13 protein-coding genes are annotated in these 12621 nt (G+C 59.6%); 8 read left to right on the top strand and 5 right to left on the bottom strand.

Features of this window, described 5'->3' with window-relative positions; translation table 11 throughout:
- Positions 1–252 (bottom strand): helix-turn-helix domain-containing protein, encoded by a 252-nt coding sequence (locus ACQE32_RS17230; RefSeq protein WP_426974782.1) that lies wholly within the window; start codon positions 250–252, stop codon positions 1–3.
- A gap of 181 nt (positions 253–433) precedes the next feature.
- Between ACQE32_RS17230 and ACQE32_RS17235 the strand changes: the two genes are divergently transcribed.
- A complete protein-coding gene (locus ACQE32_RS17235; RefSeq protein ID WP_426974781.1) occupies positions 434–1474 on the top strand; it encodes a hypothetical protein in 1041 nt (346 codons plus the stop codon).
- 140 nt (positions 1475–1614) lie between these two features.
- On the opposite strand, the gene ACQE32_RS17240 is transcribed toward ACQE32_RS17235, so the two are convergent.
- Positions 1615–2196 (bottom strand): class I SAM-dependent methyltransferase, encoded by a 582-nt coding sequence (locus ACQE32_RS17240; RefSeq protein WP_427022151.1) that lies wholly within the window; start codon positions 2194–2196, stop codon positions 1615–1617.
- Positions 2196–3209 carry an HNH endonuclease gene (locus tag ACQE32_RS17245; protein WP_427022152.1) on the bottom strand — a complete coding sequence of 338 codons (1014 nt, stop codon included), beginning with the start codon at positions 3207–3209 and terminating at the stop codon, positions 2196–2198. Before ACQE32_RS17245 ends, ACQE32_RS17240 begins: the two co-directional genes overlap by 1 nt.
- Before the next feature lie 180 nt (positions 3210–3389).
- On the opposite strand from ACQE32_RS17245, the gene ACQE32_RS17250 reads away from it, so the two are divergent.
- The 7 genes from ACQE32_RS17250 (at position 3390) to crtB (ending at position 10976) form a co-directional block, all read left to right on the top strand.
- Positions 3390–3941, top strand: a complete 552-nt coding sequence (locus ACQE32_RS17250) for a YtfJ family protein (protein ID WP_427022153.1) — start codon at positions 3390–3392, stop codon at positions 3939–3941.
- Positions 3942–4172: 231 nt separating this feature from the next.
- Positions 4173–5090 (top strand): polyprenyl synthetase family protein, encoded by a 918-nt coding sequence (locus ACQE32_RS17255; RefSeq protein ID WP_426974777.1) that lies wholly within the window; start codon positions 4173–4175, stop codon positions 5088–5090.
- Positions 5090–6118: a type 2 isopentenyl-diphosphate Delta-isomerase gene (fni, locus tag ACQE32_RS17260; protein WP_427022154.1), complete on the top strand. Its 1029-nt coding sequence runs from the start codon at positions 5090–5092 to the stop codon at positions 6116–6118. The genes ACQE32_RS17255 and fni overlap by 1 nt, the downstream gene beginning before the upstream one ends.
- Positions 6115–7380 (top strand): glycosyltransferase, encoded by a 1266-nt coding sequence (locus ACQE32_RS17265; protein ID WP_427022155.1) that lies wholly within the window; start codon positions 6115–6117, stop codon positions 7378–7380. The genes fni and ACQE32_RS17265 overlap by 4 nt, the downstream gene beginning before the upstream one ends.
- On the top strand, positions 7380–8555 hold the full coding sequence (gene crtY, locus ACQE32_RS17270) for a lycopene beta-cyclase CrtY (protein WP_427022174.1): 1176 nt from the start codon (positions 7380–7382) through the stop codon (positions 8553–8555). The genes ACQE32_RS17265 and crtY overlap by 1 nt, the downstream gene beginning before the upstream one ends.
- A complete protein-coding gene (locus tag ACQE32_RS17275; protein WP_427022156.1) occupies positions 8548–10026 on the top strand; it encodes a phytoene desaturase in 1479 nt (492 codons plus the stop codon). The genes crtY and ACQE32_RS17275 overlap by 8 nt, the downstream gene beginning before the upstream one ends.
- Positions 10026–10976 carry a 15-cis-phytoene synthase CrtB gene (gene crtB / locus ACQE32_RS17280; protein ID WP_427022157.1) on the top strand — a complete coding sequence of 317 codons (951 nt, stop codon included), beginning with the start codon at positions 10026–10028 and terminating at the stop codon, positions 10974–10976. Before ACQE32_RS17275 ends, crtB begins: the two co-directional genes overlap by 1 nt.
- Here the strand turns inward: crtB and ACQE32_RS17285 are convergent.
- Positions 10891–11463: a sterol desaturase family protein gene (locus ACQE32_RS17285; RefSeq protein WP_427022158.1), complete on the bottom strand. Its 573-nt coding sequence runs from the start codon at positions 11461–11463 to the stop codon at positions 10891–10893. The genes crtB and ACQE32_RS17285 overlap by 86 nt on opposite strands.
- 113 nt (positions 11464–11576) lie before the next feature.
- Entirely contained in the window at positions 11577–12593 is a 1017-nt protein-coding gene (locus ACQE32_RS17290; protein ID WP_250651677.1) for a LacI family DNA-binding transcriptional regulator, read from the bottom strand.
- Positions 12594–12621 lie beyond the last annotated feature (28 nt).

The raw sequence follows: 12621 nt of genomic DNA on the forward strand, positions 1-12621 counted from the left end.
TTACCACTCCTTCGGCCAGATTTTTTCTTTATCCAGCGTCGATCCCTTTTTCACCACCTGTAGCTCCAGATCCAAAGCTGACAGGATCTTGAACAATGTCTCCAATTTGGTGGATTCAGGTCTGTTTTCAAAATCAGAGACGGTTGCCTGCTTGATCCCAACAAGCTCAGCTGTCTTTGCCTGAGTCAACTTGTTAATTTTGCGTTGGTCTTTAACCGCATTCGCCAATAAAGCCGGAGATGTCACTTTCATTATTATCCCTTCTAACGGATATATAGATAAAACCCTCTATAGAGGATAAATCCACATTAACCGCTAGAAGGGATAAACGCAATTTAACCTTTATAGCGGATAAAATGCCCCCATTATCTGGCATAGGCAGTATCTCCATTCTGTTTTACACTCTTCGCAGACAAATCTCAGGGAAGAACCAATGGCGCAATACTGGTGGAAAGATCTTCTTGATCGAAACAATACCTGGCAGGGTCTGGAGCTGACAGTTCAGAAGCAGGCAGCCTCCGAACATGCCATGGAAATGCTCAGCGGGCATCATGGACGTATGGCGCTCCAGTTCCAAAAAGAGACCCTGTTCTGGGCCACGATGCTGAAAGATCATTCCGGAGCATGGTTGGTGTTTAACAGCGAACATCCTCACCAGCGCAGCTTATTGCCTCCGGTCACCTCAGGCGATATCGAATCGATCGGAAAGAAAGAGGCACATAGCTGGACCGGGGAGTGGTGTCGCTACTTTGCTCGTCAGCTAATGAATGCGCCAGCGCCTTTACTACCTGCTCGTCGTTGGTTACTCAGGCCAATGATGCCGGTTAAACCCACCGCGCCTTATCCTTATCGGCAGCCAGGACCCGTACAGAGCTGGCGCTTTCACTCGCCCGCCAGCGACGGCAATATCAACTGTGACTGGATGCTTTATGGGGAAGATTTACCTGACTTAGCCAGCCCGGAAAAAGTCAGGCTGGTGGACTGGTGGTGGGGCGGAAATCTGCTGCTCGGGCGCTATCCAATTAACGTCGATGCAGGAAGGCTGAAGTGGTGGCGTAAAAAATGCCGTGAGGGCACGTTGCCTCCGGTGCTGGTCTGGTATATCGGTGGCCTGGCATCATTCGTGATCCTTGATGGACATTACCGGTTGCAGGCTGCCATTGAAGAAGGCGTTCCACCAATGTTCCTGGTGCTGAGCGAACTCAATGAAAGGGAGTATCACTCCGATCCTGAGCATCAGGCGCGTATTATCCGGGCGCTGGAACAGCAGCAGCTTAAAAATTCGCAGTGCAGTATTGAAGGCGTCAACCAGACGCTGATTAACCTTTTTGATACACGCTATTTTTATGCTTCAACCCATTGCCGCGCTGTTCTCGGCGAAGGCCAGGCCTGGGCGCGAGAGGTCAACGCTTATCTGCAGAAGCACCAGCTTGCAGCGCATCTGGACAATATCCTTAACAGGGTAAGCGACTAACTTAGAGATAAATATATAGATTGTCAGGCTGACATTGACCGGCAGGCCAGGAAACAAACGAGACATATTTATTGAGGGGCGTGTGACACAAAACATAAAAACTAAATCTTGCCCCCAATACTGCAGGCTTCCTGCGCCGCTCAACCCACCTTCATCACCAGCCCGTTTACCCATGCCTCATCCCGGCCCACGCGCTTATCTGCCGTCTGCCACAGTGCTTTAACCTTCAGCTCGGGCAGCGCGCGCATCAGCTCCCGTAGCCGCGCCTCGTCCATGTCGGTAAACCGCCTGCCGTCCTTCTCGCGTTCGCCGCGCCCCAGCTTGAATGAAAGATACCAAACCCCGTTCGGCTTCAGCGCGTTTGCCAGGCGGGCAAACACTGCCGGCAAATCCGCTTCGGCCACGTGCAGCAGCGAAGCACAGCACCAGATGCCGTCATAGCGCGCAGGCGCGCTGAAATCCTCAAAACGCATCACCGACACCGGCAGGCCGGTCAGGGCAGCGGCGCGTTGCGCCATCTCAAATGAGGCATCAAACGCCTCCACCGCATAGCCGCGCGCCAGAAAAGCGCTGGCGTCGCGCCCGGAGCCGCAGCCCGCATCCAGAATCCGCGCGCCGGGCGACAGATAAGCCAGAAAGCGGTCATGTAACGCTGACATATCCACCCGCACCGTCTCGTCAAAAAAACGCTGCGCATGCTGTTGGTAATAGTTAATGCTCATCAGAATATCGCGTCTCCCTCTGCCTCCGGCTCCCATTGATGGATCAGCGTGTTCAGGCCGGTCTGCCAGGCTCGCTGTAAAAAAGCGTGTCGCTGAGCGGGCTGGCTGCCGGTCTGGTTAACCAGCGTCTCATGCAGCGGCAGGCGGCTGTTAATAAAGTACTCGTTGCGATGATGCAGGCGCTCCAGCAGCCGCAGGGAAGGGATGCGCGCAAACTTGCCGTTCTCGCCCCGGTTGCAGGTCTGGCAGGCCAGCACCAGGTTCCAGACGCCGTTAATATTACTCACCTTATCCTGCAGGCTCCACGGCAGAAAGTGGTCCACGTCCGCCAGGTTCTCATCACCGGGCGTCAGGCTGATATCGCGATAGCAGTAGAAACAGCGGCCCTTCTGGTAACCGTTCAGGCTGTTGCGACAGCTGGTAATGTTAATGCGTCGGTCGCGCGGGCGGCTAAACAGCATCTGCTGCTCGCTGTCATACTCAACCGCCACCAGATTACGTGAAACGCCCATCGCCCACGCCTGTTCTACCAGCCTCCAGCGCGCATCGGTCTCATGGATCAAATTCATGAACTGCTGGCTCTCGGTGAGGCGATAAAAATCATCGGTCAGGCGGATGCCTTTAGCGGTTTTACGCTCATCAATAAAAAAGCGCTTGCCGATCTCGGCGCGGTTCACGTGGTGAAAAGCATCGATCACGTTGGCAAAACCGCGTTTTACGGTGATCTCAGTGAGCTGCGCTTCGCTAAGCTCACCCTGATTAAACCGCATGCAGGCATCCAGAAACTGGCTGCGGCTGGAGGTGGTCTGCTTCGGCGCATCCTGTAAATGCGCGCACAGATGGCGGGCGAACGGGGCGGCCAGCGCCTCCAGGGTGATCAGCGCCTGGCCCTGCGGATGCAAATCGTACAGCGCATGAGCGAGGGCGAACTTATAGGAAGCGACGTTGTTGCCAAAAAGGATCACGCCACGCCAGTAGTTCTCCAGCGTCGGGTCAGCCTGATAAAAGCGCATGGGGTATCCTGATTATGCTGCGATAGCGGGACAGTAAGCGTTAACTCAACCTGTAACAGCATCCCATAATCAACCATGCCAGTTCAATAATATGCAAATCACTATTTGGCTATTCATCAGGCGAAACGCGGCACCTTTGCTTATAGTCATGAAGCTTCCCTTTTAATCCTGGAGAAACCCATGACACCGCGTCTCCCTGTGCTGCTGCTCTGCGCACTGCCATTTTTTACCTCAGCCCATAACTTCATTGACGGCGAGCATGTTGCGCCGGTTGGCGTCACGGATCGGGGCGAGCTGGTGCTGCAACAGGGCGAGCCCGCCTGGCAGAACTGGAACAGCGCGCAGCTCAGCGGCAAGGTGGGCGTGGTGCTGCATATGGCGGGCCGCCTCTCCGCCAAAGAGCGCAACGCGGCGGTGATCGGCGCTATCGAAAACGCCCGTTTCCCCGCCGAAAAGTTCCAGATAACGACTATCGTTAATACAGATGACGCAATCCCCGGCAGCGCAATGTTCGTGCGACGCAGCCTGGAAAGCAGCAAACAGAAGACGCCCACCGCGCTGTTCGTGGTGGATGAGGAGGGCGCGGTTCGGCGCGCCTGGCAGTTAACCGAAGGTGACTCGGCGGTAATAGTGCTGGATAAGCAGGGTCGGGTGCGCTTTGCCAAAGATGGCGCGCTCACCCAAAGCGAGGTGCAGCAGGTTATCGCGCTGCTGCAACAGCTGCTGACATAAGGCTGTTAACTGCATGTAAAGGTTGTAATGCCATTGCTGCGTAAAAGGAAATTTCTGGATATTGCGCTACGCTTTGCAAACACAGCGAGGCAGAAATGCGCGTGCAACCGCGGCTGTTTTTGCCTCTGGTCCACTGTCATACAGGTCGCTGCGGCTCTCCATCTGCCGTCACCATGCGCATTCAGCATCTTCTGTTGACATAGTTACGATGAGGAACCAGGGACAGCAACGATGAACGCCAATCATGAAGATGAACTGCAGACGCTACGTGAAGCGCTGCAACACCGCCTCGATCAGCTGCTGCCTGCCGGTGAGCAGCAGGATCTGGTCTACAGCGCGATGCGCGAAGGGACGCTGGCATCGGGTAAGCGAGTGCGTCCATTACTGCTGGTGCTGGCCGCCGGCGATTTAGGTTGTGACATCGAACAGCCCGGCCTGCTTGACCTCGCCTGCGCCGTGGAAATGGTGCATGCCGCTTCGCTGATGCTGGATGATATGCCCTGCATGGATAACGCCCAGCTGCGTCGGGGCCGCCCGACCATCCATCGGCAGTATGGCGAAAACGTCGCTATCCTGGCGGCGGTGGCGCTGCTCAGTCGCGCCTTTGGCGTAGTGGCAGAGGCGCAATCGCTGTCGCCCGCCTGTAAAGCCGAGGCGGTTGCCGAACTCTCCACCGCCGTGGGCCTGCAAGGGCTGGTGCAGGGTCAGTATCTTGACCTTAATGAGAGCGGCGAAGCGCGCAGCGCCGAAACCATCCTGCTTACCAATGAACTGAAAACCAGCCGCCTGTTCGATGCCACGCTACAAATGGCGGCGATCGTCGCCAATGCCTCGCCGCAGGCACGTCAGCGGCTGCGCTGTTTTGCTCAGGATCTGGGGCAGGCGTTCCAGCTGATGGATGACCTGGCCGACGGCCTGAGCGGCACAGGCAAAGACATTAATAAAGACAGCGGCAAAGCAACGCTGGTGGCGATGCTGGGAGCCGAAGCGGTACATCAGCGGCTGCACGATCATCTGCGCAGCGCCGATGAGCACCTCTCCTGCGCCTGCGATCGGGGTGCCTCCACGCGACGTTTTATGCACGCCTGGTTTGATAAACAGATGGCGCTGTTCAGCCAAAACAGGATCTCATCGCTACCGGAGTGTTAATGAAGGATCTAACCCAACGCAAAAACGATCATCTGGATATTGTCCTGAATGCGGCCCGTAGCGTGAAAAAACAGGCGACCGGCTTTGAGCAGTGGCGTTTTGAGCACTGCGCGATGCCGGAGCTGAACCTTGATGAGATCGACTTAAGCAGCGCGCTGTTCGGCAAAAAGCTGCATGCGCCGCTGCTGATCAGCTCCATGACCGGCGGAGCCAGCCGGGCGAAAACCATTAACCTGCATCTGGCACAGGCGGCGCAGGCGCTGGGGCTGGCGATGGGCGTCGGCTCGCAGCGCGTGGCGCTGGAAAGCCCTGATAACTGGGGCCTGACCCGTGAACTGCGTCAGGTCGCGCCGGATATCGCGCTGCTGGCGAATCTTGGCGCGGCGCAGATCGCCAGCCGGGAAGGGCTGGACTATGCGCGCCGGGCGGTGGATATGATCGAAGCGGATGCGCTGATTATCCATCTGAATCCCCTCCAGGAGGCGTTGCAGAGCGGCGGCGACCGTGACTGGCGCGGCGTGCTGGCGGCTATCGGAAAAACGGTTAACGCACTGCCGGTGCCGGTGGTGGTAAAAGAGGTGGGCGCGGGCCTCTCGGTTACGGTTGCGCGCCAACTGGCGGATGCGGGCGTGGCAATGCTGGATGTGGCAGGCGCAGGCGGCACCAGCTGGGCGGCGGTAGAGGGCGAACGCGCCGCCACGCCGCATGCCCGCGCCGTAGCGATGGCCTTTGCTGACTGGGGGATCCCCACCGCACAGGCGCTAAGCGATCTCCATCAGGCGCTGCCGCAGATGCCGTTAATCGCATCGGGCGGCGTTAGTGACGGCATCGACGTGGCGAAAGCGCTGCGTCTGGGCGCAATGCTGGTGGGTCAGGCTGCGGGCGTGCTGAGCAGCGCCACCATCTCCAGCGCGGCAGTGGCCGCACACTTCCAGGTGGTGATCGATCAGCTACGGGTAGCCTGCTTCTGTACCGGCAGCGCCACGCTTAACGCGCTGCGGCAGGCCACGCTGGTACGCAATCAATGAGTCACTACGCCATTATCGCACCGCCGCTTTACAGTCATGTGCGGGCGCTGGAAGCGCTGGCACAACAGCTGCTGGAGCGCGGGCATCGCATCACCTTTATTCAACAGGCGGAGGCGCGCACGCTGCTTAACGATGCGCGCATCGGCTTTTACGCGGTTGGCGAACGCAGCCATCCGCCGGGCAGCCTGGCGCGCACGCTACAGCTTACGGCGCAGCCTTCCGGGCTGGGCATCTTCAGGTTAATCAACGATCTGGCGCAGACCACCGACATGCTGTGTCGCGACCTGCCCGCCGCGCTAAAAAAACTGGGCGTGGATGGGCTGATCGTCGATCAGATGGAGGCGGCGGGCGGGCTGGTCGCCGAGGCGCTGGGGCTGCCGTTCGTGTCGGTGGCCTGTGCGCTGCCGGTGAATCGCGACGAGACCATCCCGCTGCCGGTGATGCCGTTTAACTACGCCACCGACGCGCGCAGCAAAAAGCTTTATGCCTCCAGCACCCGCGTTTATGACTGGCTGATGCGCCCTCAGGGCGAGGTGATCGCCCGTCACGCACGCGCGCTGGGGCTGGGCGAGCGGCGGGCACTGCATGAGTGTCTGTCGCCGCTGGCGCAGATCAGTCAGACGCTGCCGGCGTTTGATTTTCCTCGCTGGCTGCCGGACTGTTTTCATGCGGTGGGGCCGCTACGCCATGCGCATCCCGCGCCGCTGGCATCGGAGGCGGCGACCAGTCCGCCCATGGTGTTCGCTTCGCTGGGCACGCTACAGGGGCATCGCTATCGCTTATTTCAGCGGATTGCTCAGGCCTGTCGGCAGATAAATGTGCGGCTGCTGATTGCCCACTGCGGCGGACTGAACGCCTCGCAGGCCGCGAAGCTGGCAGCATACGGCGCGCAGGTCACCGATTTTGCCGATCAGCCTGCGGTGCTGAGCCAGGCGCAGGCGGTGATCACCCACGGTGGCTTAAATACCGTGATGGATGCCATCGCCAGCGCCACGCCGGTGCTGGCGATCCCGCTGGCCTTCGATCAGCCGGGCGTGGCGGCGCGTGTGGACTACTGCGGCATTGGCCGCCGGGCATCGCGCTTTGCCAGCAGCCACACGCTGGCAGACCACCTCACCACACTGTTAAGCGACAACGGCTATCGCCAGCGGCTGATGGCGATGCAGCCGCAGCTCCAGCAGGCAGGCGGCGCGGCGCTGGCAGCACAAATCGCCGAGCAGGCGCTGGACGACGGGCGTCCGGTACTGGCGGGGGCAGCATGATGAAACCGCACTGGGATCTGATTTTAGTGGGCGGCGGGCTGGCTAACGGTCTTATCGCCTGGCGGCTGCACCAGCAGCGGCCCGATCTGCATGTGCTGATGCTGGAGGCGGGCGCGCAGTTGGGGGGCAACCATACCTGGTCGTTCCATCAGGACGATATCACGCCCGAACAGCATCAATGGCTGTCGCCGCTGGTAGCGCACCGCTGGCAGGGCTACGACGTGCGCTTTCCGGCGCTGAGCCGCACGCTGGATAATGACTATCTCAGCATTACCTCAGAACGCTTTGCGGCGGTTATCGCACCGGCGCTGGGCGATAATCTACTGACGCAGACGGCGGTCAGTGACGTGACGCCACAATCGGTCACGCTGGCTGACGGGCAGAGGCTCAGCGCGGCGGCGGTGATCGACGGGCGCGGCTATCAGCCCAGCCCGCATCTCACGGCAGGCTTCCAGGCATTTTTAGGGCAGCAGTGGCAGCTCAGCGAGCCGCACGGGCTGACGCGTCCGCTTCTGATGGATGCCACGGTGGATCAGGCAGCGGGCTACCGTTTTGTTTATACGCTGCCGCTCTCCACGACCGAACTGCTGATCGAAGATACCCACTATATCGATCGGGCCACGCTGGGCAGCGATCGGGCGCGCCAGCATATCCGTGATTACGCGCAGCAGCAGGGCTGGAAGCTGGCGCAGCTACAGCGCGAAGAGCAGGGCAACCTGCCGATTACCCTGGCGGGCCATCATCGCGCGTTCTGGCAGGCGAAGGCGGGCCAGCCGTGCAGCGGCCTGCGTGCCGGACTGTTCCACGCCACCACCGGTTACTCTCTGCCGCAGGCGGCAGCGCTGGCGGATCTGATTGCGCAGCAGCGCGACCTGACTTCCTCCGCGCTGTTTCACCTGATACAGGATTACGCTGAGCGGCAGTGGCGGCGGCAGCGCTTTTTCCGCCTGCTTAACCGCATGCTGTTCCTGGCCGGACGTCCTGAGCGCCGCTGGCAGGTCATGCAGCGCTTTTATCGACTCAATCAGGGGCTTATCGCCCGCTTTTACGCCGGTCAACTCACGCTGATCGACATGGCACGGATCCTGACAGGGAAGCCACCGGTTCCGGTTGGTGAAGCCCTGCGAGCCGTACTCAAACAAACTCCACGGCTGCGAGCTTTCAGTGATGAATAAAACAATTGTAATCGGCGCCGGTTTTGGCGGCCTGGCCTTAGCGATTCGCCTGCAGGCAGCGGGCATCCCAACTTTATTGCTGGAGCAGCGCGATAAGCCTGGCGGTCGCGCCTATGTTTATCAGGATCGGGGCTTTACCTTTGATGCCGGGCCAACGGTGATTACCGATCCCAGCGCCATCGAAGAGCTGTTTACCCTGGCGGGCAAAAAGATGGCGGATTATGTGGATCTGCTGCCGGTAACGCCTTTTTATCGTTTGTGCTGGGAAACGGGCGACCGCTTTGATTATGACAACGATCAGGCGCGGCTGGAGGCGCAGATTCGGCGCTTTAACCCGCGCGATGTGGAGGGCTACCGGCGCTTCCTGGATTACTCCAAAGCAGTGTTTAAAGAGGGCTATCTGAAACTGGGCACGGTGCCGTTTTTGTCGTTTCGCGACATGCTGCGTGCCGGGCCGCAGCTTGCCAGGCTACAGGCGTGGCGCAGCGTTTACAGCATGGTGGCGAAGTTTATTGAGAATGAGCATCTGCGCCAGGCGTTCTCTTTTCATTCGCTGCTGGTGGGCGGCAATCCTTTCGCTACCTCATCGATCTATACGCTGATCCACGCGCTGGAGCGTGAGTGGGGCGTCTGGTTCGCCCGTGGCGGCACCGGCGCGCTGGTGCAGGGCATGGTGCGGCTGTTTGAGGATCTTGGCGGTCAGCTGGAGCTGAACGCAGAGGTGACAAAGCTGGAGGCGGAAGGCGCGCGCATCAGCGCGGTCGAGCTGGCGGACGGAAGACGTTTTGCCACCTCAGCGGTGGCTTCCAATGCCGACGTGGTGCACACCTATGAAAAGCTGCTGGGTCATCATCCGGTTGGCGCGGCGCGCGCCACAAAGCTGAAGCGCAAACGGATGAGCAACTCGCTGTTTGTGCTCTACTTTGGGCTGAATCATCATCACAGCCAGCTGGCGCATCACACCGTCTGTTTTGGGCCGCGCTATAAAGAGCTGATTGAAGAAATTTTTAACCACGACGCGCTGTCAGAGGATTTTTCTCTTTATCTGCATGCGCCCTGCGTTACCGATCCTTCGCTGGCACCGCCCGGCTGCGGCAGCTACTACGTGCTGGCGCCGGTGCCGCATCTGGGCACGGCAAATCTCGACTGGACGGTAGAGGGGCCGCGTCTGCGCGATCGTATTTTTGCTTATCTGGAGCAGCATTATATGCCGGGCCTGCGCGATCAGCTGGTGACGCACCGGATGTTTACGCCGTTTGATTTTCGTGACCAGTTGGGGGCGCATCAGGGGTCGGCGTTCTCCATCGAACCCATTCTGCGCCAAAGCGCCTGGTTCCGGCCGCATAACCGCGACAGCCGCATCCCCAATCTCTATCTGGTGGGCGCAGGCACGCATCCGGGCGCCGGGATACCGGGCGTGATCGGCTCGGCGAAAGCCACCGCAGGTCTGATGCTGGAGGCGCTGAGTTGATGAACAGTACGCTGATGGATCACGCCACTGAAACCATGGCGGTCGGCTCAAAGAGTTTTGCCACCGCCTCAAAGCTGTTCGATGCCCGCACGCGTCGCAGCGCGCTGATGCTTTATGCCTGGTGCCGCTATTGCGATGACGTGATTGATGGACAGGTGCTGGGTTTTCATCATCCGGCAGCGAGCGGCGGCAGCGCAACGCAGCGGCTGGAGATGCTGAAAACCGAGACGCAGCGTGCCTTTGCCGGTGCAGAGATGCAGGAGCCGGCCTTTGCCGCCTTTCAGGAGGTGGCGACCCGTCACACCATCCCGCCGCAGCTGGCCTTTGATCATCTTGAAGGCTTTGCGATGGATGTGCGCGAGACGCACTATGAGACCTTCACAGATACGCTGCGTTATTGTTATCACGTGGCGGGCGTGGTGGGGCTGATGATGGCGCGGGTAATGGGCGTACGTGACGAATCGGTGCTGGATCGCGCCTGTGACTTAGGGCTGGCGTTTCAGCTAACCAATATTGCCCGCGATATCGTTGAGGATGCGCAGGCGGGGCGCTGTTATCTGCCGCAGGCGTGGCTGGATGAGAAAGGGATGCGTTTTGCCGATATTCTCGATCCGGCCCGGCGCGAAGATCTGGCGCACCTGGCGCAGCGGCTGGTCGCGCAGGCAGAGCCTTATTACGACTCGGCGCGGGCAGGACTGAGCGGCTTGCCGCTGCGATCCGCCTGGGCGATAGCCTCGGCGCATGGGGTTTACCGTGAGATTGGCGTTAAGGTCAGCGCGGCGGGCGCTCGCGCCTGGGAGACGCGGCAGGGAACCAGCCGCACAGAGAAGATCGGTTTGCTGATTAAGGGCGCGGCGCTGGCGCTCAGCTCTCGCGTTGAGAATCCGCCGCCGCGTTCTCCTGAGCTGTGGCAGCGCCCGCGTCGGAAGAGCGGGCACGCGAAGCTGTAGTTTTTTGCGTCCGTGGTTTTTTAACGTTTCGCTCGCGCAGGATGGCCTGTAATTTTTCCACCGGCGGCGCATAGAGGAAGCCGAAAGAGACGCAATCCTCTTTGCCGCGTACCGCATGATGCAGGCGGTGCGCCATATAGAGACGTTTCAGATAGCCACGGCGTGGAATGTAGCGAAACGGCCAGCGCTGATGCACCAGACCATCATGCACCATGAAATAGAGCGCGCCGTAGAGGGTCATGCCCGCGCCGATCCACTGTAGTGGCCAGACGCCGGAAGTACCGATAGCAATCAGCGCAATCGCCAGCAGCGCAAAGACCACGGCGTAAAGGTCATTGACTTCAAACCAGCCGGTGCGTGGCTCGTGATGCGAGAGATGCCAGCCCCAGCCCCAGCCGTGCATGATGTATTTGTGCGCCAGCGTAGCGATGATTTCCATCGCGGCGACGGTGGCCAGCACAATCAGGGTGTTCCACAGCACCAGCATCGTGACTCCTTTTTCCCGAACAGGATGCCTGTAAAGGTCATCTCCACCCATTTAAGTGATGCAGAGTATAGCAACAGAGTCAGCAGGCTGCCGGGCCAGCCAGGAGCAGGCGGTTATTCCGGCGCGGGCGCTTCGCTTACCGATTCGCGCAATATCAACCCGGAAACAAAGTCGTTGCGCAGTTGCATGTCGCCGCCGTCGAGCATGGCGATCAGGCGATTGATGCTTTCATGGATCATGTCGGTAACCGGATCTTTTACGCTGGAGAGCGCGGGGCGTAAGAAGGGTGCGACGGGGATGTCATCAAAGCCCAGCAGCGAGACCTGTTCCGGCACTGCCAGTCCGGCGACGGCAAGCTGTTTTAGCGCGCCCACCGCCATGTCGTCGTTGCTGGCGATCAGCGCGCTGAAGGCGGTTTGTTGCTCCAGCAGTTGCGCTACCGCTTTTGCTCCACAGGCGGGCGTCCATTTACCTTCCACGATCAGTCGCGCATCGGCAGCGATGCCTGCCTGACGCAGCGCCTCTTTGTAACCGGCGAGGCGCTCAAGGGCGGTGGGAGAGTCGATCGATCCGGTGATGAAGGCGATCCGCTGGTGGCCGCGCGCGATCAGCGCCTGGGTGGCGTTAAGGGCCGATCCTTTGTGATCGCAGCAGACGGAATGGCTGTGATGTTTACGCAGTCGACGATTGACCACCACGATGGGCTGGCGCGTTTGTTCAATGATGTCATCCATTTCGTCAATGCTGAGGAAGCGCGGATAGAGAACAATCGCGTCGCAGCGCAGGTCGAGCAGGAATTCGATCGCTTCGCGCTCCTGTTGCGCGCTGTGTTTGCCGTCGACCAGGATGAGCTGGCGACCGCTTTCTTCTACTTTTTTCGCCGCCTGGGAGAGGATTTCGCTGAAGTAGCTGCCGCTGTAGAGGGTGTTAGTGACGACCATGCCGATGCACTGGGATTTGCTGGTGGCGAGGTTGCGCGCCAGCAGGTTAGGGCGATAGCCAGCGGCTTCAATGGCAGCGAAGACCTGTTTACGGGTTTGTTCGCTAACGTATCCTTTACCTGATAGTACGCGAGAGACGGTCGCTTTGGAGACGCCCGCTTTTTTCGCCACTTCCTGCATTGTTGACATCGATTTTCCCCGTTCTGGCCTGTCGGCT

This window comes from Pantoea sp. FN0302, from assembly GCF_050113775.1.
Classification (GTDB): Bacteria; Pseudomonadota; Gammaproteobacteria; order Enterobacterales; family Enterobacteriaceae; genus Mixta; species Mixta alhagi.